The sequence below is a fragment of the Embleya sp. NBC_00888 genome (assembly GCF_045207655.1).
Lineage (GTDB): Bacteria > Actinomycetota > Actinomycetes > Streptomycetales > Streptomycetaceae > Embleya.
This window is the reverse complement of sequence record NZ_CP108784.1, coordinates 6,861,751-6,888,040: the sequence shown is the minus strand read 5'-3', so window position 1 is coordinate 6,888,040 and position 26,290 is coordinate 6,861,751. Positions and strand designations below refer to the sequence as shown.

Below are 26,290 nucleotides of genomic sequence, written 5' to 3'. Positions count from 1 at the left end.
ATATCTGGCCGCGTTGACGAAGAAAGCCGGCGACGCCTCCACGAAACTCGCCGGCCTGGTCCGGGAGGGCGCGGGCGCGCCGTTGATGGGCGAGGCGGCCGGCGAGTTGCGCGCGCACGTCAAGGACCAGCTCAAGCTGTTCGTGGACAAGCTGGCCCAGGCCACACAACTCGCGAGCACCGCACTGGCCGGCTACTCGACGGACCTGCTCGCGGCCCAGGCGAAGGCCCAGGAGGCGCTGAACGCCGCGGCCCCGCTGCCCGAGAACGACCCGGGTCTGGCGGCGGCCCGGGCGACCATGGCCACGGCGCGCACGATGTACCTGGAGGCGGTCGAGAAGGCGCGCAAGTCGCTGGCCTCGGCCACCGCGCTCAAGACCAGCCCCAAGACCGTGGCCGAGGAGTTCTGGGACTTCTTCAAGATCTTCACGATCGTGCTGACCGTGCTCGGCGTGCTGTTCGGCGGCCCGTTGGGTCTGTTGGCGTTCGGCGCCAACCTGGTCGTGCTGGGCAAGACCATCGCCGACTTCGCCCGGGGCAAGGCCACCGGCCTGGAGTTGTTCCTGAACATCCTGGGCGTGCTGTTCCCCTCCACCAAGGCGCTGCTGCCCGCGCTGCTCAGCGGCCTGAAGAACCTGCTGGTGGGGCTCGGCAAGGGCGCGGTCAACCTGTTCAAGGGCGCCGGCGACCTGCTGTCGCTGCTGAGCACCGGGCTCAAGGGATTCAACCTGGCCGGCTGGAAGTTCGCGCTGGCCTACGCGGGTCTGCTCACCGGCACGTTGCTCTTCAAGGGCGGCGCGCTGGTCGGCAAGCTGCTCGTGCTGCCCTTCAAGGCGATCGTGTGGGTGGGCAAGACCGGTTGGGCCGTGGCCAAGAAGGGCTTCGGCGAACTCAAGGGCTGGGGCTCGCTGGGCATCATCCTGCCGGTGGCCGGTGACGAGATCGCCAAGCTGGGCCTGTCCCGGGCACTGAAGATCGGCTTCTGGGAGCGCGGTGTCCTGGGCAGCCGGAAGGACTTCATCCGCGCGTCGCTGGGCGTACCGCCGGCGGCGGCGGGCGGCGCGGGCAAGCTCGGCGGACACACCCCCACCCTGGCCCCGCCCGGCGGGCCGATGGGCAAGGACCTGGCGCTGTTCAAGGGTCATCCGAACCTGTCCATCGGCGCGTTCGACCCGGGTGGCGTGGCGCGGGCGGGGAGTTCGTTCGACACCGCCGTGTTCGTCCCGGCGGCGAGCGGCCTGTACACCCCGCACTACGGGCTCGGCGTGTACACCTTCGACCACACCCTGCTCGGGCACGAGGGCCTGCAATCCCTGGGCGCCACGGTCGGCCACGTGGGAACGCCGAACGTGCAGTGGAACTCGCTGCACGACGTGCTGAACCAGGCCGGAAGCATGTCCGCACCGCACGGACTGAACCTCGGCGCCATGACGCCGCACACGATCGGCGGCGCGGTCGAGAGCAGCCAGTCGTTCGCGAAGAGCGCGATCGGGTTGGGCGACGACGTACGGATGACCCCGCTCCCGGAGATGCGCCGGCTCACCCACGGCGACACCACACTGACCACCGTCGGCACCGACCGCTTCGTGGCGACGGCCCCCGACCCGCTCGCGAACAAGATCCCCGCGCCGACGACCACCACGCACACCCCGGGCCTGTCGCAGTCGGTGTCCTCGCCCGGCGCGCCCACGTCCACGCATCCGCCGACGGCACTCACCGAGGGCACCACCACCCGCCCGCTCGACGTACGTTCCACGTCGAGCGTCTCGGCGTCCACGGCGCCGGGCGGCGGGGCGGCGCCCACGGTGGACGTGTTCGACCTGCTGGCGACCGCACCGGGCAGGGTCGGGTCGACACCGGCGGCGCCACCCGTCCCGCCCGCGGGGCCCGGCGGCCCGGGGGTCTCCGCACTGCACCAGGACACGGCGTTCAACCTGTTGGCCGGCGGCCCCCGGAACACCGATCACGTCCCGGCCGCCTCGGCCCGGTTCACCCCGGTCGACCTCGCGGGCGGCAACAGCGCCGGCGTTCGCCCGGACCTGGCGGGTGGTCAGGGCACGACGAACACCGTGTCGACGCTCGTCGGCGAGCGGATCCCGCTGCGTGCCGACCCGCCCCAGGCCGCTCCCGCGCCCGTACCGCCGCCCACCACGCCCTCGCACACCTTCGGCGGCGGGCGCGCGCCACTCCCACCGAACGCGCTGGCCCACCTGGGGGCCACGCAGGACAATCTGGTCGCCAAGGTGCTCGACGACGTGGCCACCGGGCCCGGGCCCGGTGGCAAGTCCACGCTCCCGCTGCCCGGTTCACGGCTGGAGGCGTGGCACGACTACACCCGGGCCCGACACGCCTTCGATCGGGCCGCCGCGACCGAGCAGGCGCTGCGCGCCGGGCAGTTCACCGGCGAGGGCAGCGGCGGCGTGGCGCGGGCCGAGTTGATGATCGCCACGGCGACCCGGGCCAACGCCGGGCTCGCACTCGCGGACGCCACGGCGGCGTTGAAGGCGTGGGGCGTGGACCCGGCGGTCGCGGCACCCAAGGTCGCCGATGCCCTGGCCAAGCTGCCGGGACTGCGCGGTGGCCTCCCGCCCGTGGAGCACGTCAACGACACCAGGCCCCGCGAGACGTACGCCTGGCAACAACAGGATCGGGCCGCCGAGCCGCACGAGCCCGCGATCACCAGGTTCGGCGGCCCGAACGCCGTGGACCACTTCGAGGTTCTGGGCCCGATGGGCCCGAACGGCACCCGCCCGCTGCTCCACGACGGTTATCTCCTCCCCGACGGCACCTATCAGGTCTTCCCGGGACCCGCCGGTGCCCGCTCGGACTTCCGGATCTGGGGGGACCTCGACGGCACCGTCCTCAAGCAGGGGCAACACCTCCCCGAGAGCGGCCGGTTCAAGGTCACGGAGGTGGGGTCCGAGGACTTCCAGGTCTGGGCCCCGCGCGGCGCCGATGGCATCCATCCCGTCGTCGACGACGCACAGCATCTCGGCAACGGGAGATTCCGGGTCTTCGACGGACCGATGGACACCGCGCACACCTTCCACATTTGGGAACAAGGGTCGGGAACGGGCGACATCGTGTCCAACCACGTCGTGCGGGAGACCGCCCGCAGGTTGGGCGACGGTACCTTCCAGGTCTTCGACGGCCCGAGGATCGGCGAGTCGGACTTCCGGATTCTGGGGCCGCGTCAGCCGGACGGCACCTATCCGCTCATCGCGGACGCCCGCCGACTCCCCGACGGCACCTACCAGGTACACGGCATGCCCAAGGGGGACACCGACCCCTTCCAGATCTGGGGTCCGCGCGGCGCCGACGACAGCCATCCGGTCCTCGCCCGGGGCGAATACCGGCCCGCCACCGACGACTTCAAGGTCGTGAGCGAATCGGGCGGGCACTTCCAGATCTGGGGCCGACGCGGCGCGGACGGCGAACATCCCGTACTCCACGACGCCTACGCACGCCCCGACGGCACATACCGGGTCTACGACGGACCACGCACCGACCCGACGCGGAACTTCCGGATCTGGGACCACCAGGGCGGCGTGCTCAAGAGCGCGGAGTACCGGCCCGCGACGGGTGACTTCAAGGTCACCAACCCGCACGACGCCGACTTCGAGATCTGGGGAACGCAGCACACGGTCGACGGCACGAACCCGGTTCTCAGGCAGGGCCGGGCCCTCGGTGACGGCACGTATCAGGTGTTCGACGTGCCCCGCACCGGGCCGACGCAGGGCTTCGAGGTCTGGGACGGACACGGCACCACCATCAAGCGCGGCGAATACCGGTCCGCCACGGACGACTTCAAGGTCACCAACGAGGCCGACCGCGACTTCCAGATCTGGGACCGAGACGGCGGCGTGCTCGGGAGCGCCGAATACCGGCTCGCGACCGATGACTTCAAGGTCACCAACCCGCACAACGCCGACTTCCAGATCTGGCACCGCGACGGCGGCGTGCTCAGGAGCGCCGAATACCGGCTCGCGACCGATGACTTCAAGGTCACCAACCCGCACAACGCCGACTTCCAGATCTGGCACCGCGACGGCAGCGTGCTCAGAAGCGCCGAATACCGGGCCGCCACCACAGACTTCAAGGTCACCGACCCGCACAACGCCGACTTCGAGATCTGGGGAACGCATACCGTCGGCGGCGCCCACCCGGTGCTCAGGGAGGCCCGCGCCCTCGGCGACGGAACCCACCAGGTGTTCGACGCCCCCCGTAGCGGACCGACGCAGGGCTTCCAGATCTGGGACGCCGAGGGGGTCGTGCTCAAGAACGGCGCGCACATCCCGGGCAAGAACCTCTTCAGGGTCTCCGGCGTCGACGACACGGTCCGGGACTTCCAGATCTGGGGACCCCGCCGAGCCGACGGTACGCACGTCGTCCTGGCCGACGCACGCGGGCTGGTCGACGGTCGATACCAGGTGTTCGACGGTCCGGCCGGCGTCGCGGGTCGCAGCTTCGAGGTGTGGGCGAACGACGCCTTCAAGGTCGAGGGCAATGCCGTACGCGGCCGAAAGGTCACCCATGTCGGCGAGCACCTGCCCGACTCCGGCGAGTTCAGGGTGACCGACCGGCTGCGCGGCACGTGGGAGAAGTGGGACAGACCCGACCTGTTCGACCACAGGTTGCTCGAGTACCCGCTCGGCGGTCCGATCGCCGGCGCCACCCGCCGCATCGATCACGTCACCCTCACCTGGCAGGACATGCGCCCCGCGGGCGGCGCGGTCGGCCACGACCTGGGCTGGGAACACATGCCGTTCCGCAAGGGCACGGTGGAGAAGTGGCCCGCCGGCCCCGACGGCAGGGACAACGGGATCCGTCGACTGGTCGACGGCGACGGCACGCCCGTCTACACGCGCGATCCCTCCGGCGCCCACGAGGGTCACTGGATCGAGGGCTTCCGCGACCACGCGGGCAAGTGGACGTGGGTCGAGAAGACCGCAGGCCACAGCCCGATCGCCTCCGGCACGCGCTACGTCCGCTGGGACAACACCGCCTATGACGTCATCGACGGTGTCTTCGAGCTCAACGCCCGTCACCTGCTCGGCGGAAAGGTGCGCGACTTCTTCCCGCAGCTCGACGGCGGGATCCTGATCACCGAGAAGACCGGCTTCCGGGACTGGAATTGGCACAAGTGGGAGGCGAACGGCACGCTTCAGGCCCGGGGCGAGCTGCGCTTCCGGTTCGACCCGAACTTCGGCTTCAAGGCCCGGGTCACCCACGTCAAGGGCGATGCCGGTGCCGCGATGCAGGATGTGGCCGACCGCGGGCTCGTCGCCTTCGAACGGTTCGCGCCGATGCGCGGCGGGCTGGGGAAGAAGTTCTTCTCCGCACCCGACAAGGCGCGAAGCACCAGGCAGTACACGTTCGAACCGAGCATGCAGCCGACCGAGCAGTTCAAGCACTACATCGAGCGAAACTACGTCAACGAGGAGTCCGCGACCTTCTCGAGGTTCGGCGACCTCGAGCTCAAGGCGCGCCGGATCTGGCAGCAGCGCTTCAACGTTCCGTTCTTCCCCGGCAAACCGGACTTCCCCGGGGGCCTGTTCACCGGGGACGACCGACTCTTCCGGCACTGGGAGGTCTCCTGGACGGCCGCCGACGGGACGATCGAGCGTGCGGTGCGCTTCCAGCGCCTGGACGGCACGTGGCAGGACTTCAACCTGAACGGCGAACTGCTGCGCGAGAGTCGCGTGCTGCTGGACGGCCGCAAGATCGAGTTCACCGCCGACACTCCGGGCGGAGGCGGAACCTGGCGCGAGGTGGGTGGCACCGAGACAGGGGTGCGCGAATTCGGCGCGGATCGCCGCTGGGTCGACTACAAGACCGTCCCGGGGACCGATGAGCGCGTCCTGGTCCGCGAAGTCGTCGACCGCAAGGGTACGGTCCGCGAGTACCAGGGCGATCCGGGCCGGACCGGGCCCTGGGTGGACCGCAACCGATTCGGCCAGATCGTCGAACGCCGCGACGCGCTCGACGGCGGCGGTTTCGTGCACGCGAGGATGGACGGCAGGCCCGACGGCCGCTTCACCTGGCAGCGGTTGGACGAGCACGGTGTACCGCTGCCCGGCGCGGAGAACACCGGCTTCCGCACGACCAACCGCGGCGGCGCGCAGATGTGGGGCGAGGGCTTCGACGACGGCTTCAAGGACTTCCGCAGGATCGGTGACCGGGACGTCCTGGTGTACGAGCACAAGTCGCTCGGCGACGGCCGGATCGCGGTGATCGAACGAGAAGCCGCGGACCGGTATACGACCACGGTCAGGACCCGCACCGGGGAGATCCAGGCACATCCCGGCGGGCACCGGGTGAATCATGTCGACGCCGGTGGCAGGTACTGGCGCGACGAGATCGAGGTGGGCGGCGCCACCCACACCATCCGCGAGGGTCGCGGCGACGCGATCCGCGAATACCGCATCGGCCCGGACGGCATCCCGAACACCCGGCACTGGGACGACCTCCGCAACGGCGCGAAGATCCGCTCGTTCGAGCCGATCACCCACCAGGGCAACGTGGTCGGCTACCTGGAGAAGGATCTCGCCTACCTCCAGCAGCGGTTGTACGACGCCGACGGCAACGTCGTGGTACACCAGGGCTTCTCCACGAAGATCTTCGAGAAGATGCCGGCCGCCGACCCGGGCGTGCTCAACCGGATCAAGTCCTGGGCCCACCCGGACAAGCTCGGTGCCACGGGCGTCGACTCGCGGTTCAAGCTGGTCGGACGCGCCGTGGACCACCACGGCGCGTTGAACGAGTTCCGCGGCTACAACCGCGGCCTCGCGGACACCAACCGACGGCACTGGGGTGCGCCCGACGCGCTGCGCGGCACCAGGGAATGGACCTTCGAGCAGAAGGTGTGGACCAAGGTCGGCATGGAGTTCACCCAGGACTTCGGCCTCTCCGTGCTGGCCGGCATCATCACCGAGCTGATCAACGACGGGAACGTCTCGGGCACCGACTGGGGCAGAATCCTCCTGAACTCCGCGGTGTCCGCGAGCTTCGCCGGGCTGATGGCACGCCTGCACGAACTCAAGTTCCGGCCCGGCTCGTTCTCCCCCAAGCAGTTCAAGGACGGGCTCACCGCGAATGACTTCGGCAAGCCGTTCAACACCAACCCCTACTTCGGCGACAACTGGAAGACCGACTGGGCCAACTTCGACACCGCGCTGCGCTGGCGGTCGGGCCTGTACAAGTTCGGCCTGGGCCTGGCGGTCAACCCGCTCGTCGCGTTCGTCAACGGCTCGCTCAACGCCGCGGTGTTCGGCGACAAGAACGGCGTCAAGCACTACGGCCTGGACGCGCTCGCCTACGGCGGCGTCGCGGCGCTCGGCTCGCTGGCCGGCGGTGCCTTCGGTCCCGGAGCCCTCAAGTTCGGCGTGGACGCCTACATGGCGGGCCGGTTCTGGCGCAAGTCCGGAATCCTGGACATCGGCATCAAGCTCGGCGAGAAGCTGATCGACGCGCAGCTCAACAAGCTCTTCCAAGGGTGGCTCGGGTTGAACGACAAGTACCTTCCTCACCGCACACCCGAGAACGGAACCAAGCCGTGAGTGTGTTCGGCAACCGCGGCGGCGCCCGCGGCAATCGCGGCGACCGCGCCGGCCGGGGCGCGGGAGCGCGCCGCACCATCGCCGACCTGATCGAGGCCGCCCCGGACGGCGCCCGGGTCCTGCTCGCGCCCGGCGAGTACCGCGAACACGTCGTACTCGACCGCGCCGTCGTCCTGGTCGCCGAACAGGGCCCCGGCAGCGTACGCCTGACGGGTGCTCAGCACGTCGCGCTGACCGTGCGCGGCGGATCCGGGGCGGGCGTCGAGGGCGTCGTGCTGATCGCCGCCGACGCAAACGCGCCGGCCGTACACGTCACCGGCACCGCCGAGGTGGCCTTCGACGAGTGCCGCGTCATGGGCGGCCGGGTGGAGATCATCGACGACGCCCGGGTACGGCTGAACGGCTGCCGAATATCCGGCGCCGGCGTGGCCGGCGTCTCGGTGTCGGACCGGGCCCGGCTGGCGATGACCGGCTGCCGGGTGCTCTCCGTGGACGGCGCGGGCGTGCTCGCGGCCGGCTCGGCCGGCGTGACCCTCGCGGACTCGGTGATCGTCGAGGCGGTGATCGGACTGGAGGTGCGGGACCAGGCCGGCGTGCAGGTGCGCGGCTGCGCCTTCCTGCGCTGTGCGCGCAACGCGGTGCTCGCCGAGGACCAGGCGGCGGTCGGCCTGGACGCCTGCCGCTGCGCCGAGAGCGGCGAGGACGCGGTGCTCGTGCGCGGCGGCGCCGAACTGACCATGCGCGGCACCGTCATCGAGCGCGCGGGCGCTTCCGGGCTGGCCGCGATCGATCGGGCCCACGCGAGCGTGCTGGACTGCCAGATCGTCGCCTCCACGCTCAGCGGCGCGGTCGCCGACGAGGATTCCCGCCTGGACGTGATCGGCGGACTGATCCGCTCCACCGGCGCCAACGGCGTCTTCGCGCGCGGCCGGGCCCGGGTCGGCCTGGACGGGGTCGCCGTCGCGGACACCACGTTCACCGCCGTGCACCTGGACGAGCACGCGCACGGCGAGCTCGCCGCGGTCGTCCTGGGCCCGACCCCCGAACACGGCCTGTGCCTCGCGGGCGCGGCCGGTGTCGGCGCGGACGGGGTACTGGTGCGCTCCGCCGAGATGACCGGCATGCACCTCGGCGGCATCGGCACCGCCCGGTTGACCGGGTGCGCGGCGCATCACTGCGGCACCGGGCTGCGGCTCGAGGAGGATCTCGACGCCGGGGTCGAGGACTGCGCGTTCACCGTCACCGGGCGGGCCGGGATCGAGGTGGGTCCGCGGGCCCGGCCCACGCTGCGCCGGGTCCGGGTGGCCCGGGCCGGGACCGCCGGAGTGGTCGTGCACGAGGGTGCGACGCCCGTGTTCGAGGACTGCGCGGTGACCGACAGCGCGGGCTCGGCGATGGTGGTGTGGACCGACGCGGCGCCGGTGGTCCGGGCCGGCTCGCTGACCGGCGCGGGCAAGAACGGCATCTTCCTCAAGGGCGGCGCCAAGGGCGAGTTCACCGACTGCGTGCTGGGCGGCTCGGCCTATCCGGCGGTGTACGTCGCCGCCGGGGCCGCACCGGCGCTGCGCGACTGCTCCTTCCGGGACTGCCCGAGCGACGCCACGATCGAGGACCCGGACGACACGTCCGCGGTGTTCACCGACTGTGTGGCGCGCGGTGTGGCGGACACCGCGGTCTCCGGACGGAGTTCGCCCGCGACCGCGCCGCTCGCCGGCCGGGCGCCCGAGCCGGGCGACCCGGTCCCCGCGCCGGCGGATCTGACCACGCTGCTCGCCGAGCTCGACGACCTGGTCGGGCTGGCCCGGGTCAAGCACGACGTGGCCACGCTGGTGCAGCTCATGCAACTGGTACGCCGCCGCGAGGAGGCCGGGCTGACCCCGCCGCCGCTGAGCCGGCATCTGGTGTTCGCGGGCAACCCGGGCACCGGCAAGACCACGGTGGCCCGGCTGTACGGCCGGATCCTGGCCGCGCTGGGGATGTTGACACGCGGTCATCTGGTGGAGGCCGATCGCGGCGCGTTGGTCGGCGAGTACGTCGGGCACACCGCGCCGCGCACCACGGCGGTGTTCCGCAAGGCGCTCGGCGGCGTGCTGTTCATCGACGAGGCGTACTCGCTCACCTCGGCGGGCGGGAGCGACTTCGGTCAGGAGGCCATCGCCACGCTGGTCAAGCTGATGGAGGACCACCGCGACGACGTGGTGGTGATCGTCGCGGGCTACCCGGACGAGATGCACCGCTTCATCGACTCCAACCCCGGCCTGGACTCGCGCTTCAACCGCACCGTGGTGTTCGAGGACTACGCCTCCACCGACCTGGTCAGGATCGTCGAGCACCAGGCCGCGGCGTACGAGTACACCCTCGACGAGTCGGCCCGCGCGGGCCTGTTGGCCTACTTCGACTCGGTCCCGCGCGATCGGCGGTTCGGCAACGGGCGCTCCGCGCGGCAGGCCTTCCAGGAGATGACCGAGCGGCACGCCCGGCGGATCTCCGCGGTGGCCGAGGTGACCGCGGCGGACCTGGTCTCGCTGCGCGCGCCCGACCTTCCCGATCTCGTTCCGGCCGCGCCCGATCAGGCGTGAGCGGCCGAACCGACCCGAAAGGCACGACATGGCCGAACCCCCCAACCCCGACCCCGACTTCGGGCACGCCTTCGCGCGCTCGGTGCGTACGCCTCGGCGGCCGCTGCGACCCGGCCGCCGGGTGTGGACGGTGAGCCTGGGCATGCCGGTGCTCGCGGCGGCCGGTCTGGCCGTGGTGACCATCGCCTCGGCGATCGAGTTCGGCGGTGACGACGGCGGTCATCGCAAGCCGGTCGCGCAGGCGGCGCCGATGCAGGACAGGCCGGTCCAGGTGTCGCCGCCGAGCGCCTCGGCGCCGCCGCAGAACACCGCGACCTCCGGGAGCGACACCGGCGTTGCGCCCGGCGATCCCGGCCCGGGTGGCAGCGCACCCGGCGCGGGCACCCCCGCCGGCGGCTCGGCGTACCCGCCCGACTACCCCACCGGCGGCAACGGTTCGTCCGGAACCGGCAATTCGGGGGGTTCCGCGTCGTCGGGCGGCTCGACCGGCACCTTCGGGGGCGGCGGCTCCACGCCCGGCGCGCGCGCTCCGCTGTCCGGTTCGCCCGGTGGTGGCTCCGCTTCGAACCCCGGAAGTACGCCGGGTGGTTCCACCCCGAAGCCGGCCGTCCCGCCGCCCGCGCAGCCCGGCTCGCTCGCGCCCAAGCAGACCTTCACCGGCGTCTCGGGCCACGGCTGCGCGAACACCGGCGCGAGCGGATTCGCCGAGGTGGGCCGCTACAGCGACGGCTCCAAGGGCTGGTACACCGTGGGCAGCGGTGGCTGGAACAAGGACGGCTGCAACGGCAGATTCGACGCGGTGCCGATGTCCGGTGACAAGAACAAGGACGACACGAGCGCCCGGGTGTTGTGGTGGTTCGACGTCGGCTCGGCCACCCGGCGCTGTCAGATCGGCGTGTACGTGCCCGCCGGCAACGGCCGGGACGTGGGCGGCAATCCCGCGCAGTACTACGTGCTGCGCGGCAAGGAGGACGACAAGACCGGTACCTGGTACGACAAGTTCACCATCGACCAGGTCTCGAACAAGGGTCGTTGGGTGAGTGCCGGCACCTTCCCGGTGAGCAACGGCAGGATCGCCGTCAAGCTGGTCACCCGCGGCGTGGACTGGGGTGGCACCGCGGGTGCCCATCTGGCGGCCGGTCAGGTGCAGGCGAGCTGCACGGGCTGACCCGGGCCGAACACGGCGATGTCCGTGCCCGATCCCCACGATCGGGCACGGACATCCGTGCGCACGGCGGCTCCGGGCTCAGGAGACCTCTTCCGCCAACGAGTCGCCCGCCGGTCGCTGCGGAGGCAACATCCGGGTCGGGTCGACCGGGGAGTGCGTGATCGGCGCGGCCCACACGATGGGTCTGGGCAGCGGGAACGTCTCGCCGCGGTCGAAGCGGGTGCCCCCGGGGCGGGCCGCGGCCTCCCGGCCCGGGTCCTCCGCGGGCAGCGTGGCCACCGGCACCGGGAAGCCCGGGTTGACCCCGCCGGCGGCGGTGATCCCGGTCGGGCGCAACAACACTCCGATGGTGCGCCACAGGATGGTCAGGTCGACCCGGGCGCTGCGGTTGCGCACGTACCAGAGGTCGTATTCGATCCGCACCGGCCAACTGAGCGTGTTACGCCCTTGGACCTGGGCCCAGCCGGTCAGTCCGGGCCGCACGTCGAGCCGGCCGCGCTGGCGCCGCGTGTAGTGCACCACCTGACTCGGCAGCGTCGGACGCGGCCCGATGATGCTCATGTGCCCGCGCAACACGTTGATCAGTTGCGGGAGTTCGTCCAGGCTCGTGGTGCGCAGCAACTGTCCGGTGCGGGTGATGCGGGTCGCGTCGGGTTCGTCCGGAAATCGCGGGTCGTGCATGGTGCGGAACTTGAGGATCTCGAAGTCTCGGCCGTGCAGGCCGCTGCGTGTCTGTCGGAACAGGACCGGCCCACCCATGGTCGCGCGGATCATCACGTGGATCGCGAGCAGGACCGGCCCCAATAGGACCAATGCCAGCACGGCCACGGTGATGTCGAACAGTCGTCGCATGCCATGCCCCTCCCCTGGTGTGGCGTTCGTTGTGGCGTCTTCCGGGCGTCGGCGGTGTCTCCCTCACCGGTCGTCGCCCACTGTGTGCGTCAAGTCCAGCCCAGGCCCCGGCGTCTGGCCACGGCCCGGTAGGTGTCGATCGAGATGCCCGCGACCTTGCGCTGGTCGAACTCGGCCAGCGCGCGGCGCCGGGCCGCGGCGCCGAGTTCGGCGCGCAGGTCCGGTTCGGTGATCAAACGGTCGATCGCGGCGGCCAGTGCTCGAGGGTCGCCGGGTGGTGCCAGGAGCAGGTGTTCGCCGTGGGTGCCGATCTCCCGGCAGCCTCGGATGTCGCTGAGCACCATGGGCAGCGCGCAGGACGCGGCCTCCATGGCGGATCGTGAGAAACCCTCGCGGTGCGAGGGCAGCACGAACACGTCCAGCGCGTTGTACACGGCGGGCATGTCGGCGCGCGCGCCCGGGAACTCGACCTGTGATCCGTGCACGGCGCGGGACACCGCGTCGGCCTTGTCCGGGTCCTCGGGTCCGATCCACACGAATCGGGCCTTGCCCGCCAGCAGTCCGGCTGCTTCCACGTACTCGAGGATGCCCTTCTCGGCGACCTGCCGCCCGACTCCGCCTACCAGTAGTTCATCTTCGGCCACGTTCAGTGCGCGCCGAACGGCCGCGCGGGCCTCGGGATCGGGTCGAAAGCGGTCCAGGTCGGTGCCGTTGCCGACCACGCGCGATCGCCATCCGGGCACGGCCCGGCGCAGCGTGGCGTGGTCGGTGGCGTTCTGGTACAGCTCGGCGTGTGACGCGCGGGCGGCGATGCCCTCGGTGCCCAGCACGAACGCGCGGCGGGCCCACGGGTCGCCGGGGCGGATCCACAGGCCGTGGCAGGTGTTGACCACCACCGGAACGCCGGTGGCCCGTCCCAGGATCCGGCCCAGCACCCCGGTTTTGGGGTTGTGCGTGTGCAGCACGTCCAGACACAGTCGGCGCAGCGTGCGCACCAGTTCGGCGCCGGCCGCGGCGTCGCTGCGCGGACTCCAGGCGCGGGTGAGCGAGTTCAGGGGTACGTGGGTGACGCCCAGTTCCTCGACCTCGGGGACATAGGGGCCGGCCGCGCTGATCCCGAAGGTCTCGAAGCCGGCCGCGACGTCCTCCTCGAGTTCGGTGCGCAGGAGCAGGGCCAGGCTCATGTCGATGGTGGTCAGGTGCGCGACCCGCAGGGGTCGGCCGCCCGGACCGCGCGGCTCACGCATGCGCACCGGCCTTCTTGCCCAGGCCGACCACGGCCGCGTAGGCGCGTTCCTGGGCGAGCCGGCCGCCGAGTTTGGCGCGGAAGAACGCGGGTGGGTCGGTGCGCCGGACCGGGACCCGGCGCAGCCGGATCGCGTCACAGCCCGGGAGGTTGCGGCCGAGCACGCCGGTGGCGGCGCTGCGGAATCGGCAGCGCAGCGCGTGTTCCATGTCCGGGACGGCGATGCCCCACGGATAGGCGAAGTGCGCGGGCCGCAGCCCGAGTCGGCGTTCGATGTCGTCCGAGGCGGTGTCGAGTTCGGTGGCGGTCAGCGCCTCGGGGCGGGCGTGGCTGTGGGTGTGGTTGCCGATCGTGGCCAGGCCGGAGTCGGCCAGTTCGGCCACCTGGTCCCAGCTCAGCGCGGGGGATCCGCCGCTGGTGCCGGTGGAGCCCTCCCAGCGCATGCGTTCGCCGATGCAGCCGGTGGCGAGGTAGAGGGTGAACGGTAGGGCCCGGCGCCGAAGTTCCGGCCAGGCGTTGGCGTACACGTCGGCGAAGCCGTCGTCGAAGGTGAGCACGATCGAGGGCGTGCGGTCTCCGGCCGCCAGCCGGTCCACGGCGGTGTCCAACGAGACCACGTGCGCGCGCGGGAGCAGGTCGAGCTGGGCGCGGAACGCCTCGACGGGCAGGTCGAGTTCGTCGCGGGTGCCGCCACCGACCCGGTGGTAGATGAGCAGCGTCGCGCCGGGTGCGGGCTCGCGGGCGAGGGCGGTGGCGGCCAGGCCGCGTTTGAGCGTGGCGCGCACGCGGTCGCCGCTGATGGCGGTCATCGGGTGGTGCCCTTCGAGGTGAGCCGGGTGGGAGCGGTGCGGGCGACCGGCCACGGGACCGGTTCGGGTTCCTGGCGGAGCGGGGTGCCGGGGGTGCCGGCGGGGTCGAGCGGGTACAGGCGCAGGGTCTCGCCCAGGGCGGTGGCCACGCTGCGGGCCGTCTCGTCGGGGTGTCGGGAGTGCGGTCGCTCGCGGTCGGTGCCCAGTGCGGCGATCGTGTGCACGGTGCGGTCGGCGCCGAGGTGGACCAGGGTGTGCGGTTGTTCGCCGACCAGCCACCATGTCTCGCCGCGGGCCCGGCCGGCGTCGACCGCGTCGGTGCCCCGGTAGCCGCAGGCGAGCGCGATCGGGCGGTTGTCCTCGATGCCGGCCTCGTGTACCGGGTCGAGTTTGTGGCCGGCCTCGCCCTGCGGGTTGATCGCGGGCGCGATCACCGTCTCGGCGACCAGGGTCGGTTCGGGACCGGCGGACCTGGCGCGACGGACCCGCAGATGTTGTTCGACCGACATCCGGGTGGCCCGGGCGAAGCCGCGCGCGGGCAGTGTGGCGGCGAGCAGGGGCCGGTCGCGGACCGCCTCGATGTCCCACAACGCCGGCCGTTCGGGCGCCAGCCGCAACTTCTGCGGGGTTCGGGTGGGCATCAGGTCGACCAGGCGCGGGCTGCTGCCGGCGGGCCAGGGCTCGCTCAACACCCGTTCCTGGGCCTGCCATTGCACGACGGTGCCGATGCCGAGGGCGGCGAAGCGTTCGTCGTAGGCGGTGGAGTGCCAGGTGGCCACGTCGCCCAGGCGGAACCACAGGTGCATCGCGGCGGGCACGCCGTCCACCCGCAGGATGTACAGCCGGGCCCAGTCGTGGCGCACGGCGCGGGCGATCAGGTCGCGTCGCGCGTCGGCCGCGGCGGGCTGGAGCGGGCCCTTCCAGCTGCGGGCGAACAGGTCGGTGTAGATCGCGAATCCGGCGTCGAGGTCGCGCTCGTGCGCGCGTTTGGCGCCGCCGATCTCGTCGACGGTCAGGTCCCAGTGCGCGCGGACCCGGGCGGCGAAGCGGTGCGCGTAGCGGTCGAAGCTGCGGAACCGGGCCTTGTGGCCGGCCCAGCCGCCTTCGACGCCGGCCAGCATGTCGCAGGCCTTCTCCCGGGCGGAGACGGTGTAGCCGCACGCGCGCAGCCCGGCGATCAGTCGGTGGGTCTCCGGGTCCCGGCTGGGCATCCGGTGCAGGCGCAGTTCGCGGATGCCGGTGCGGGCGAGCGCGTCGGCGATCGAGTCGGCGCCGTGCGGTTCGTCGGGGTGTACGACCACGTGGCTGCGCGGTCGGCGGTGTGCGGAGAAAACGCCCCAGCGGTCGGCGCCGATCCGCTCCAGCGGGAGCAGCGCGCGCGGCTGGTCGGCCTCGTCGAGCACGGACACCACGCGGATGTCGTCCAGCGGGTCTTGGTGGCCGTGCAGCGTGGAGGCGAACCACGCGTGGGTGTCGAACGGGTCCGCGTGTACGCCGCGCGCGGCCACGAGCCGGTCCCAGGACGCGGCGAACGCGGTGTCGATCTCCAGGGGGTGCATCGGGCGGGCCCGCATCAGGCCCCCTCGGCACGGCTCAGCGCGCCGCGCGTGCGCGCGCTCGCGATGGCGGACACGGCGGCGGCCGAGGGTGCGGCGGACCCTATCGTGGGCGGCCCCCACGCGCGGGGCCAGCGCAGGCGCGGGTCGCGCACGGGCACCGCGTCCAGGTAGCGGACGGGCGACGCGAGCAGGTCGGCCAGCATCAGCGCGATCGCCTCCAGGGTGTAGGTCGGGTCGTAGCGCACGACCTCGCGCAGGGTGGGGACGACTTCGCCGGTGTCGACCCGGGCCACCGCCAGCGGAGCGGCGCCGATCCGGTACCAGCGATCGTGCGGGCCCCACTCGGCGCGCATCTCCTGCGGGCCCCTGCGTGCGCAGGCCACGGTGAGCAGCCGCAGCGTGGGCTGGTCCAGGGTCAGTTCCGGACTGGGCAGCGCCGGGACCTCGGTCGCGGGTCTCGCCTCGAGCCGGCGGGGGATGCCGGATGTGCCGGGTTCGCTCGCGGTCGCCCGGGCGCGCAGGCCGCGGACCCGGGCCCGGGCGGCGATCGGTACCGCGCGCTGCACCTCGCGGGCGCCGCGCAGCAGCGGCAACACCCGGCGCGGTACCCGGGCCGCGCACACGTCCAGCAGCGGGGGCCTTTCGGTGCTGATCCGGTCCTTGAGCGGGCTGGCTCCGGGCAGCAGGTCGATCAGGGTCAATCCGCCTTCCGCGAAGGCGAGTTCCTGGGCGCGCCAGTGCACCACGTTGCCCGGTGAGAGCATCGCGGCGGCCGGATCGTAGGCGACGGTGTGCCAGTGCACGACCGGGCCGATCCGTACGCCCAGGCACGATGCGATCGCGCGGTCGTCGGCGTAGAGCACGTACAGCCGGGCCATGCCGCGCGCGTCGAGCGCGTGGGTGAGCAGTCGGCGGCGTTCGGGCGAGGCGCCGAGCCGCCCCTTCCAGCTCAGGTCGAACAGTTCCTCGTGGTCGGCCAGGCCGGCCGCGAGCGGCGGGGTGCCCGGTGCGCCGAACGCGGCGACCCGCAACTTCCACAGTTGTCCGGCTCGGCGGGTGGTCTGCCCGACCGCGCTGTCGAAGCCTCGGTGGCGGGCCCGGTAGGCGGACCAACCGTCGGTGGTGGTCTCGATCATGTCGGTCATCCGCTCGCGCACGTCCACCGCGTAGCCCGCCTCGCGCAGCGCGTCCAGCAGGGCGTGCGTGGCGGGGTCGCGGCCGGCCATCCGGTACAGCGTCAGTTCCCGAATGCCGCCGCGGCGCAATTCCGCCGCGAGTTCGTGGAGTACGGCGGGCTCCGGGTCGGTGGTGCCGATGGCGACACGTGTCCGCTCGCGTTGGCCGCGCCCGAGTTCGTGCGCGCGGCCGGCCGAGTCCAACTCCAGCGGCAGCAGGGCCAGCGGGCGGCCACCGTCGAACACACCGGGTATGCGCACGTGTTCGGTCCGATGTGGACGGCTCGCCAACCACGACGACGCCCAGGCGTGGGTGTCGAAGACGTCTGCCTGGACCCCCCGCCCGACCACCAATTCGTCCCACGCGCGTGCGAGATCGACCTCGATCTCCTCGGCGCGCAGAGTCGATGCACGATTGACCATCGCCCGGCCCCCACCTCGCGGTCCCGATGTGAGCAGCATCGGAACGTTTGTGCCCGACCGGCGCCCTCCGCCCCCACACGGTTGGGACACGAGTCGCCCGCCGACCAGATTAGGCCGGATGGGTCACGCGTGAAGGGTGTTTCGCAATCCGTCCACGAGTCGTGCGTGATGTTCCCCGATATCCGGGGTCCGTGGTCTTGCCCGGATGTGACCGGCGGGCGGACGTTCGGTGACCGGCTGACGGGACGTGACCCCGCTGTTACGGTTCCGGCAGCGGGAGCCGCGTGGCTGGGGAGGCTGGGGTGGGCGGTTCGATGGTGGGGTCGGTACGGGCCGGGGGCGACGCGTTGTTGCGGCGGTCTCCGGCGCAGGTGTGGTTCGTTCGCCGTGCCCGGCTGCGGCTGGCGGTGCTCGGGTATCACGGGATCTCCGATCCGGCCACGTTCGCGGGGCAGTTGGATCGGTTGCGCCGAATCGCCCGGCCGGTGTCCCTGGACGAGGTGGAGTCGGCCCTGGAGAAGCGGCGCGCGTTGCCCGCCAAGGCCGTGCTGTTGACCTTCGACGACGGTGAGCGCAGCATCCTGGAGCACGGCCTGCCGCTGCTGCGCGAGCGCGGCATCCCGGGCGTGGCCTACGTGGTGGCGTCGGCGATCGACTCGCGTACGCCGTTCTGGTGGCACGAGGCGGACCGGTTGGTCGCCGCCGGGGCACGGGTGGCCGGGGAGCCGGAGCGCTCGCCGAGCGGGTGGGTGGCGTATCTCAAGACGGTGCCGCAGGAGCGGCGACTGAGCCTGCTCGCCGAGCTGCGCGAGGGCCACGAGGCGGTGGACACAACGCAGTTGACCGGCGCGGACCTGCGCACCCTGGAGTCGGGCGGGGTGCGGGTGGAGAACCACTCGCTCACGCATCCGCTGCTGGACCGCTGCGCCGACGCGGACGTGCGGGCCGAGGTGGTGGACGCGCACGAGCGGTTGACCACGCTGCTCGGTCGCGCGCCGAGCTCGTTCGCGTATCCGAACGGGAACTGGGACGCGCGGGCCGAACGACTGCTGGCCGAACTCGGTTATCGCACCGGGTTCCTCTTCGATCATCGGCTCGGGCCCCGGCTGCCCGACCATCCGCTGCGGATCTCTCGCCTGCGGGTCGGGTCCAACACCCGTCCGGACCGGTTCGCGACGATCCTGTCCGGGCTGCATCCGGCCGTACACGCGCTGCGCGGCGGGCGTTGACCTGCTTGAATCGGCGGGTTGTTCGGGCCGGCGGGACGCCGGGTCCGGTCGACGGAGAGATCCGGGGGGATCACCGTGCTTGCTCTGCCCACGCTGTTGCGCTCGCCCGGCGAGTTGGCGGCACTGGTTCCGTCCTGGCGCGCGCTGGTCGCCGCGACGCCCGGAACGTCGTACTTCACCACGCCGGACTGGGTGTTGGGCTGGACCGAGTCGTTGGGCCGGGACCAGGCCGGGCGGGTGGTGGTGGCGGTGTGGCGCGCCGAGGACGGCGGCGCCGAGGCCGTGGTGCCGCTGCTGCGCACGCGTGAGCGGCTGCACCCGCGGCTGCCCGGCGGCGTGGCGAGTTGGACGCTGCTGGGCACCGGGCCGGGTGCCGCCGATCACTGCGGGTTCGCCGTGGATCCGCGCCGGCATCAGGACGTACGCGCGTGGCTGGCCTCGCTCGCCCGGCGGCGCACGATGGTCTTCCCGCATCTGGACGCCACGACCGGCGATCCGTTCCTGCCGCCCGGCGCGCGCGAGATCGAGCGCACCGCGTGCCCGGTGATGCCCGCCGACCCGGCCGCGCTGGGCTCCGCGCGACACCGGCAGGGTGTGCGGCGCAAGGCCAGGAAGCTGGCCGAGGACGGGGTCACGTTCACGTGGGTGACGCCCGAGGCGATGACCACCGAACTCTTCGACGACCTGCTGCGGCTGCACCGGGCGCGGCGGGACGCGATCGGCGGATCGAGCGCGTTCGACGCCACCCGACGCCCGCTGCACGCGGCGCTCGCGGCGCGCGCGGACGCCGGTCGCGGGCCGTGCGCGCTGGTCGCGCGCGATCCGGCGGGCCGGCCGGTGGGGATCCTGTACGGGTTCCTGTGGCAGGACACCTTCGCCTACTACCAGTTGGGCTGGGACCCGGCGTACGCGAAGGCGAGCCTGGGCACGGTGCTCTTCCACGAGACGCTCACCGCACTCGCCGCGGGCGACGTGCGCACCTTCGACTTCCTGCGCGGGGCCGAGGAATTCAAGCACCGATTCGGTGCGACGGATCGTTACGACACGACATGGTTGGTGGCCCGCGGGCCGGGCGGCGCGCTGCTGGGCGCCAAGTCCGCGGCCCGCCGGGTCCGGGATCGCCGGTCTCAGCCGGTTCGGGGGGAAGCGTGAAGGATCGCATCAGGCTCGTGCACGTGGTGTGGCGGTTGAGCGTCGGCGGCGGGATCCCGCAGGTGAGCCGACAGGTGCTGGCCGGCCTCGACCCGGAGCGCTTCGACTGCCACGCGATCATCGCCAGGCCGGCCTGGGAGGAGGACGAACTCGGCGAGCTGGGGCCGAATGTGACGGTGCATTCGCTCGACCACGAGGGTCCCACCCGACCGCCGGACGAGATCCGGCTCGGGATGCGGATCGCGGGCCGCGTCCGCGAGTTGCGGCCCGACGTGCTGCACGCGCACAGCGGCACGGCCCGGCTCTCGCTGCCCGCCGCCCTCGGCTCCCCCGGGCTCCCCCGAGTGTTGGAGGTGCACGAGCCGCTCAAGGACGGTCTGCACTCGCGGTTGACCAACGGCATCGAGGTCGGCATGGTCAAGGCCGCCGGCTTCCGCCCGTTCGCGCACTCGACCCATGTCCGGGACGCCACGGCGGCGATCGTCGGCTGGCGCCCGGAGCGGATTCCGTTGGTGCCGTTGGGTGTTCCGGTTCATCGACCCGACCCGGCCGCCGGGGTCGCGCTGCGCGCCGAGTTGGGCATCCCGGCCGAGGCGCTGGTGGTGGTCGGTGTCGGCCGGGCGCCGCAGAAGAACATCCCGTTGATGGTGCGCGTCGCCGCGGACGTGGTGCGCAAGCTCGGCGACGCCGGTCCACCCGTGGTGTTCCTGGTGATCGGCCGTCAGGAGCCGCAGGTCCCGGCGCTGATCGAGGAGTTGGGCGTCGCGAAGCAGGTCCGGGTGGTGCCGCCGCTGGCGCGGCTGAGCGACGCGTTCGACGCGGCCGACCTGTTCCTGTCCACGTCGCACTACGAGGGCTTCGGGCTCGCGGTCGCCGAGGCGATGATGGCGGGCGTACCGGTGGTCGGCACCGCGGTGGGCGGCGTGACCGACGTGGTCGCGGACGGGGTCACCGGCCGACTGCTGCGCGCGGGCGACCGGGGCGGGTTGGTGATGGCGTGCCGCGAACTCCTCACCGACGACGCGCTGCGAGCTCGAATGGGCGCGGAGAGCCGGGAACGGGTGCTGGCGCGCTTCACCCGGCAACACATGCTCGACGGCTTCGCCCAGGTCTACGAGCGCGCGGCGCTGCGGCGTCGCCGGGGGTAGGTGGACGGCGGGGCCGGGCCGGGACGCGGGGCGACCCGGCCGGCCCGACCACGCGCCCGGTGGCGCGAACGGGCACGAGCCGGACCGGCTCGGACCGGGTCGTGTCGACGCGCGGGTCGGTCGGTGCCGGGTCAGTCCGTACCCGGCCAGTCCCAGTGCGGGACTTCGCGGAGCGGGTGCAGTTGTTCGTCGGTCTCGGCGTGCGAGTTCTGCTTGGCCACCTGCGTGCCGAACTCCACGTGTGAGCGCAGCGCCTCCCGAAACGGTGCGTCGGCGGGGAGTTCGGCCGCGTCGGCGGCGGCCAGGTACAGGTCGACGAAGCGTTGGCGCTGTTCCTCGGTGATCCGCAGGCCGCGATGGACCTCGATCAGATGCGGGAAGCCGCCCAGGTTCCGGCTGAAGTCTTCCGGGCCGCCGAAGGTTTCGGCGGTGAAGGCGGTCAGGTGGTCCACGTGTTCCGGGCGTCCCGCGCCGAACAGGGGCTGGAGCAGTGGGTCGGCCAGGACGCTGCCGTAGAAGATGTCGATGAACCGGCGCAGACCTTCGTGTCCGCCCGCGTGCTCGAAAAGCGTCTCCATGGCCACTCATCCCAGACAGCGCGGGGCCGGCTGTCAACCACCCGCTACCCGCGGAGTTCGGCCAGGATGCGATCGGCGACCGCGGGCCACGTCATCGTCGCGCGCAGTTCCGCGCCCCGCGCGAGGGCTCGTTCGCGAAAGCCGGCGTAGTCGGTGCCGAGCCGCACCAGAGCGTCCGCCAGCGCGTCCACATCTCCCGGCGGCACGGTGATTCCCGCGTCGCCCACGATCCACGGCTGGTTGCCGACCGTGGAGGCCACGCACGGCAGGCCCCGGGTCAGACCCTCGACCAGGGCGATCCCGAACGCCTCCATGTGCGTGGGGATCACCACCGCGTCCGCCGCGTCGTACGCCGCGCCCATCGCCGCGTGCGGCACCCGGCCCAACACGCGCACGCCGGGCGGTGGTGGGCCGTCCGGGCCGCTGCCGACCAGGGTCAGCCGCCGGCGCGGGTCGCGCGCGTACAGCCGGGCGAAGGCCTCGAGCAGGATCGGGCCGCCCTTGAGCTCCCACTGCGTGCCCACGAACAACAGTCGGGGCGGATCCGCGGTGCGCGGCCCGGGGTCCGCCGCGGCCGGGTCGACGTTGGTGCCCGCGCCCACCACGTGCACCCGGTCCGGCGCCAGGCCGTACTCGGTGACCAGCACGTCCGCGGTGCTGGGGCCCATCACGAACACCCGGTGCGCGCCCAGGAGCAGCCGTCGCTCCCGGGCCAACCACCCGTCCGTGTAGCGGGATCGGTGGACACCGCCGACCGCCGCGCCCTCCAGGCCCACCCGGTCGGTGTACACGCCGTAGCGCACCCCCGCCGGCGGTACCAGCGCGGGCAGCGTCTGCACGATCAGCACCGGGTCGCGCGCACCGAGCAGCCCCCGGGCCCGCACCCGCCGGTCCAGCGCCGCCGTCCAGGCGTCGGTCTTGGTCCACGGCGTCCCCGTGCCTGCCCGGCGCGCCTCGCGCACGGCCCGCAGCCGCGCGCCGGCCAGGCCCGGCGCGCGGGCCAGCGGCATCAGGTCGTGCGCCCGTACCGCCGTGCGCTGCGCCAGCGCCCGGCGCAGCGCCGGCACCGAGCCGGAGAACGCCCCGACGTGCAGCATGGTCAGGCCGGTCGGCTCGCTCATCCGGTCGCGGTCCCGCGTCGGTCGCGGGTCCGCCGGCGCAGGGCCTGGCCGCGCTGGGTCGCCTTGAAGCCGACCAGTCGGCCGCCGACCCGGACCGCCTCGCCCACCCGGCCGCGCACGACCGGCCGTTCGGTGCGGGCCTGTTCGTACCACTCGACCAGGCGCTCGGCTTGGCGCTCCAGCGCGAATCGCTCGTGCACCAGGTCCAGCGACCAGGTGCCGATCCGCTCGCGTTCGGCCTGATCCCGCAGCAGCGCGGTGAGTTGGCCGACCAGCGGATCCCGCTCGACCGGTTCCCGGCCCACGCCCAGGCCGTAGAAGCCGAGCGCGTCGAAGTCGCCGATCGTCTCCGGGGTCACCGGCTTGCTGAAGCCCTGTTCGCCGACCACGACGGTGGGCTTGCCGAAGGCCATCCCGCGCAGCACCGAACTGCCCATGCCCACCACGATGTCGGCCAGCGCGTAGGCCGGACGCGGATCGGCCATCTCGCCGGTGAGCACGATCGCGCGCCGGCCCAGGTCCGCGTTCAGCCCGGCCGCCCTGGCCTGGAGTTCGCGCTCGATGGAGCCGCCGCCGACCATCACCAGGCGCAGTCCGGACACCTCCGGGGACAGCCGGGCCACGGCGTCCATCGTGCGCTCCAGGTGTTCCTGCTTGAGGTGCTTGGCCAGTCGCGACACGATCACCACCGTGGGCGCGGGTTTGAGCAGCCCGTGCTCGGCGGCGAACGCGTCCACGTCGACGTCGGGCGCGCTGCCGTTGACCGCCGAGGTGACCGGGTGGTCGATCGCGGTGTCCACGGGCGGTTCGAGCAGGTGCACCCGCGCGCCCTCCAGGCCGCGCAACTCGCCGGTCTCCTCGTACAGCTCGCCGTAGCCCACGGTGAGCGGAACACCCGTACGCGGGAAGTACGGCGGCAGGCTGCCCATCGACATGACGGTGCCCAGCACCGGCGTGCCGCGCGGCACGAACGCGCCGAGGAACGCCTCCACCAGCGGCCAGTACTCGTAGGTGTGCACGACGTCGATCCGGTGCCGGCGCACCGCCGCCGCGATCGTCCGGGAGACCGCGGGCGAGGGCCGCACGTACGCCCGCTCGGGCAGTGCGAGCAACGGCAGCCCGGCGGCGGCGACCCGTTGCCGCAACGGGCCCTGACGACCCATCACCCACACCTCGTGGCCCAGGTCGCGTACCGCGCGGGCCAGGTCCACGGCGTTGATCGAGCTGCCGCCGAGTTGCATGTCGTGCGGACACACCAGGATGCGCACGCTCGTTCACCCCTCCCAGGTGTGGTCGACGTACACCGGCGCGGCCAGCACGACCGCGCGCGGCGGGGTGTCCAGCTCGGGTCCGGCCACGTCGAACTGCTTCGCGGGATGCCACGCGGTGAGCGGATGGCCGTCCCGGTCGTACACCCCGATCCACAGCGCGTAACGCCCGCGCGGCAGCGGCAGTCGATCCAGCGTGCACTTGACCCGGTTGCCCGACCAGCCGAACTGCACGTCCCGGCGGGTGGTGAAGACCGGACTGGCGGTGCCCTCGGTGACCCCGATGTGGACCGTGGCGGGCCCGCGGTAGTCACCCGCGAAGTCCGCCTCGACCACCATCGAGCGGTTCGTGGTGGGGCCGGCGGTCTCCACACCGCGTACGTCCACGTACGTGGTCCGGATCGCCTCGTCGGTGCGGGTGCGGGCCTCGGTCTCCTCCTCGACGCTGTCGCGATATCCGCGCAGCGCCTGCCGGATCGGGCCGTCGGTGCGGATCTCGCCCTGTTCCAGCCAGATTCCGCGCGTGCAGATCGACTCGACCGACGCGAGGTCGTGCGAGACCAGGACGAGCGTGGTGCCCTGTTCCAGCACCACCCGCATCCGGTCCAGACACTTCTGCTGGAACAGCGCGTCGCCGACCGCGAGCACCTCGTCGACCAGGAGCACGTCCGGTTCCAGGAACGCGGCGACCGCGAAGCCGAGCCGCATCTGCATGCCGGAGCTGTACCACTTGACCTGTCGGTCGATCGCGGTGCCCAACTCGGCGAAGTCCACGATGTCGTCGAACCGCTTGGCCACCTCGGCCCGCTTCAGGCCCAGCAACGAGCCGTACAGGAAGGCGTTCTCACGCCCGGTCAGGTCCGGGTGGATGCCCGCCCTGACCTCGATCAGCGCGCCGACCCGGCCGCGCACCTGGAGTCGGCCGGCGTAGGGGTACATCACGCCGGTGAGCATCTTGAGCAGCGTGGACTTGCCCGAACCGTTGGAGCCGATCAGGCCGACCGCCTCGCCGGGGTCGATGTGGATGTGGATGTCGCGCAACGCCCAGCGCCAGTCGGCCTGGTCTCGGCCGGAGAGCTTGCGCGCGATCCGGCCCAGGTTGTCCCGCAGCAGCATGCGCTGGCTGTCCGCGCGAAAGCGTTTCCACAGGTGCTGGGCCTGGATGGTGCCCAGCGGGAGGGTTTCCGGCTTGCCCGGCGCGGCCATGGTCGTGGTGCGGCTAGGCGACATCGGCGATCCCCGCCTCGAGCTTCTTGAAGATCTTGTATCCGACGAACAGGAGCACGGTGGCCGACGCGGCGGCGGCTCCGGTGAGTTCCCAGTCGGGTTGTTGTCCGTACAGGATCGCGCGCCGGTAGCCGTCGATCACGGCGGCGAGCGGGTTGAGGATCACGTACGGGAGCAGCCAGTCCTTGGTGATCTGGTCCATGCCGTAGGCGACCGGGGTGGCGAACATGCCCATCTGCATGAGCAGGGGCAGCACGTGTCTGATGTCGCGGAAGTAGACCACCGCCGCGGACAACACGAGCACCACGCCGAGGGTGACCTCGAATTGGATCAGCAGCAGGATCGGCAGCGCCCAACTGGTCGCCGCGGGTGGTGTGGTGTACGCCGCGAAGAGCACGGCCAGCACCGAGGAGGCGATCAGCATGTCCACGGTGGCCACGATCACGGTGGCGAACGGGAAGACCTCGCGCGGGCAGTAGACCTTGTTCAGCAGCGGCCCGTTGGACACCAGCGACGACGAACCCTGGGTCACCGAGGACATGAAGAAGGTCCACGGCAGGAGTCCCAGGTAACTGAACAGCGGGTAGGGCACGTTGTACTTGTGCGCGGTGTCGCTGAGGTTGCCCACCCGCTGGAAGACGACGGTGAACACCACCATCAGCAGGACGGGCGTGATGATCGCCCACGCGAAGCCGAGAACGGCTTGTTTGTAGCGGGCTTTGAGGTCGCGTTCGGCCAGGGTGCGGACGAGTTCGCGCGAGTGCCACAGTTCGCGGACGCCTCGGATCAGGCTGGTGCGGCGTTTGAACTTGAGTTCCGGTGGTGGCCCCTTGATCTCGGGGTCGGGTGCCTGCGCTGCGGCGATCCGGCCCGTGCCGCTGCCCACGCCCGCTTGCGGGGCGGCGTGTCGTCCGGTTCCGGTGCGACTGTCGATGGTCGGCGTGGTCGCTCCCCCGTGGCCCGCGTCGGGCGCTCCGTTGACGTGTGTTCGGTGGTCGGCGGGTTCGTCGACACTGCCGCCCGGCCGCGCGTGCCGGCCCGCCCGGCCGACACCGTCGACCCGGCCCAAGCCGTCGCCGGGCATGCCGACGGCACCCCCCACATACTCCCCCACGGACTCCCCCTCCCTGGTTCGACAACAACCTTGGCACATGCGATCTCCCCACGAGTCGCATTCGGCCGTTCGGGAACCGGCGCT

General features: G+C 72.2%; 16 protein-coding genes. 6 read left to right on the top strand and 10 right to left on the bottom strand.

Features of this window, described 5'->3' with window-relative positions; all coding sequences use genetic code 11:
- Nucleotides 1-13 precede the first annotated feature (13 nt).
- Genes OG948_RS29215 through OG948_RS29205 form a run of 3 tightly spaced genes read left to right on the top strand, consistent with a single transcriptional unit; the run spans nt 14 to nt 11,305 of the window.
- A complete protein-coding gene (locus OG948_RS29215; protein ID WP_406299311.1) occupies nt 14-7,558 on the top strand; it encodes a hypothetical protein in 7,545 nt (2,514 codons plus the stop codon).
- Nucleotides 7,555-10,137, top strand: coding sequence for a right-handed parallel beta-helix repeat-containing protein (locus OG948_RS29210; RefSeq protein WP_406299310.1), 2,583 nt, complete (start codon nt 7,555-7,557; stop codon nt 10,135-10,137). The genes OG948_RS29215 and OG948_RS29210 overlap by 4 nt, the downstream gene beginning before the upstream one ends.
- A gap of 28 nt (nt 10,138-10,165) precedes the next feature.
- Nucleotides 10,166-11,305 carry a hypothetical protein gene (locus tag OG948_RS29205; protein ID WP_406299309.1) on the top strand — a complete coding sequence of 380 codons (1,140 nt, stop codon included), beginning with the start codon at nt 10,166-10,168 and terminating at the stop codon, nt 11,303-11,305.
- Between the two features lie 78 nt (nt 11,306-11,383).
- Here OG948_RS29205 and OG948_RS29200 read toward each other — a convergent pair whose 3' ends face one another.
- From OG948_RS29200 to OG948_RS29180, 5 genes are all read right to left on the bottom strand, one after another.
- Nucleotides 11,384-12,157, bottom strand: a complete 774-nt coding sequence (locus OG948_RS29200; protein WP_406299308.1) for a sugar transferase — start codon at nt 12,155-12,157, stop codon at nt 11,384-11,386.
- An 89-nt stretch (nt 12,158-12,246) separates the two neighbouring features.
- Nucleotides 12,247-13,404 (bottom strand): glycosyltransferase, encoded by a 1,158-nt coding sequence (locus OG948_RS29195; protein WP_406299307.1) that lies wholly within the window; start codon nt 13,402-13,404, stop codon nt 12,247-12,249.
- Nucleotides 13,397-14,212: a polysaccharide deacetylase family protein gene (locus tag OG948_RS29190; RefSeq protein ID WP_406299305.1), complete on the bottom strand. Its 816-nt coding sequence runs from the start codon at nt 14,210-14,212 to the stop codon at nt 13,397-13,399. Before OG948_RS29190 ends, OG948_RS29195 begins: the two co-directional genes overlap by 8 nt.
- Nucleotides 14,209-15,786 (bottom strand): GNAT family N-acetyltransferase, encoded by a 1,578-nt coding sequence (locus OG948_RS29185; RefSeq protein ID WP_406299304.1) that lies wholly within the window; start codon nt 15,784-15,786, stop codon nt 14,209-14,211. The genes OG948_RS29190 and OG948_RS29185 overlap by 4 nt, the downstream gene beginning before the upstream one ends.
- Nucleotides 15,786-17,369: a GNAT family N-acetyltransferase gene (locus OG948_RS29180; protein ID WP_406299303.1), complete on the bottom strand. Its 1,584-nt coding sequence runs from the start codon at nt 17,367-17,369 to the stop codon at nt 15,786-15,788. Before OG948_RS29180 ends, OG948_RS29185 begins: the two co-directional genes overlap by 1 nt.
- A gap of 302 nt (nt 17,370-17,671) precedes the next feature.
- Between OG948_RS29180 and OG948_RS29175 the strand changes: the two genes are divergently transcribed.
- From OG948_RS29175 to OG948_RS29165, 3 genes are all read left to right on the top strand, one after another.
- Complete coding sequence (locus tag OG948_RS29175; protein ID WP_406299302.1) at nt 17,672-18,598, top strand: polysaccharide deacetylase family protein; 927 nt, start codon at nt 17,672-17,674, stop codon at nt 18,596-18,598.
- Nucleotides 18,599-18,673: 75 nt separating this feature from the next.
- Nucleotides 18,674-19,750, top strand: coding sequence for a GNAT family N-acetyltransferase (locus OG948_RS29170; RefSeq protein ID WP_406299301.1), 1,077 nt, complete (start codon nt 18,674-18,676; stop codon nt 19,748-19,750).
- On the top strand, nt 19,747-20,898 hold the full coding sequence (locus OG948_RS29165) for a glycosyltransferase family 4 protein (protein ID WP_406299300.1): 1,152 nt from the start codon (nt 19,747-19,749) through the stop codon (nt 20,896-20,898). The genes OG948_RS29170 and OG948_RS29165 overlap by 4 nt, the downstream gene beginning before the upstream one ends.
- Before the next feature lie 131 nt (nt 20,899-21,029).
- Here the strand turns inward: OG948_RS29165 and OG948_RS29160 are convergent, their stop codons facing one another.
- The 5 genes from OG948_RS29160 to OG948_RS29140 are packed head-to-tail and all read right to left on the bottom strand — an operon-like array spanning nt 21,030 to nt 26,206.
- The gene (locus OG948_RS29160; RefSeq protein ID WP_406299299.1) at nt 21,030-21,476 is read right to left on the bottom strand and encodes a group II truncated hemoglobin; all 447 of its coding nucleotides are present in this window, start codon (nt 21,474-21,476) and stop codon (nt 21,030-21,032) included.
- Between the two features lie 44 nt (nt 21,477-21,520).
- On the bottom strand, nt 21,521-22,597 hold the full coding sequence (locus OG948_RS29155; protein ID WP_406299298.1) for a glycosyltransferase family 4 protein: 1,077 nt from the start codon (nt 22,595-22,597) through the stop codon (nt 21,521-21,523).
- Nucleotides 22,594-23,865, bottom strand: coding sequence for a glycosyltransferase family 4 protein (locus tag OG948_RS29150; RefSeq protein ID WP_406299297.1), 1,272 nt, complete (start codon nt 23,863-23,865; stop codon nt 22,594-22,596). Before OG948_RS29150 ends, OG948_RS29155 begins: the two co-directional genes overlap by 4 nt.
- Before the next feature lie 6 nt (nt 23,866-23,871).
- On the bottom strand, nt 23,872-25,095 hold the full coding sequence (locus tag OG948_RS29145) for an ABC transporter ATP-binding protein (RefSeq protein WP_406299296.1): 1,224 nt from the start codon (nt 25,093-25,095) through the stop codon (nt 23,872-23,874).
- Nucleotides 25,085-26,206: an ABC transporter permease gene (locus OG948_RS29140; protein ID WP_406299295.1), complete on the bottom strand. Its 1,122-nt coding sequence runs from the start codon at nt 26,204-26,206 to the stop codon at nt 25,085-25,087. Before OG948_RS29140 ends, OG948_RS29145 begins: the two co-directional genes overlap by 11 nt.
- Nucleotides 26,207-26,290: the final 84 nt, after the last annotated feature.

Excerpts from the sequence above, each read along its gene's own strand:
- OG948_RS29180 (WP_406299303.1), bottom strand. The coding sequence starts at position 17,369 with ATGGTCAATCGTGCATCGACTCTGCGCGCCGAGGAGATCGAGGTCGAT.
- OG948_RS29185 (WP_406299304.1), bottom strand. The coding sequence starts at position 15,786 with ATGCGGGCCCGCCCGATGCACCCCCTGGAGATCGACACCGCGTTCGCC.
- OG948_RS29200 (WP_406299308.1), bottom strand. The coding sequence starts at position 12,157 with ATGCGACGACTGTTCGACATCACCGTGGCCGTGCTGGCATTGGTCCTA.
- OG948_RS29145 (WP_406299296.1), bottom strand. The coding sequence starts at position 25,095 with ATGTCGCCTAGCCGCACCACGACCATGGCCGCGCCGGGCAAGCCGGAA.
- OG948_RS29190 (WP_406299305.1), bottom strand. The coding sequence starts at position 14,212 with ATGACCGCCATCAGCGGCGACCGCGTGCGCGCCACGCTCAAACGCGGC.
- OG948_RS29160 (WP_406299299.1), bottom strand. The coding sequence starts at position 21,476 with ATGGAGACGCTTTTCGAGCACGCGGGCGGACACGAAGGTCTGCGCCGG.
- OG948_RS29195 (WP_406299307.1), bottom strand. The coding sequence starts at position 13,404 with ATGCGTGAGCCGCGCGGTCCGGGCGGCCGACCCCTGCGGGTCGCGCAC.
- OG948_RS29205 (WP_406299309.1), top strand. The coding sequence starts at position 10,166 with ATGGCCGAACCCCCCAACCCCGACCCCGACTTCGGGCACGCCTTCGCG.
- OG948_RS29155 (WP_406299298.1), bottom strand. The coding sequence starts at position 22,597 with ATGAGCGAGCCGACCGGCCTGACCATGCTGCACGTCGGGGCGTTCTCC.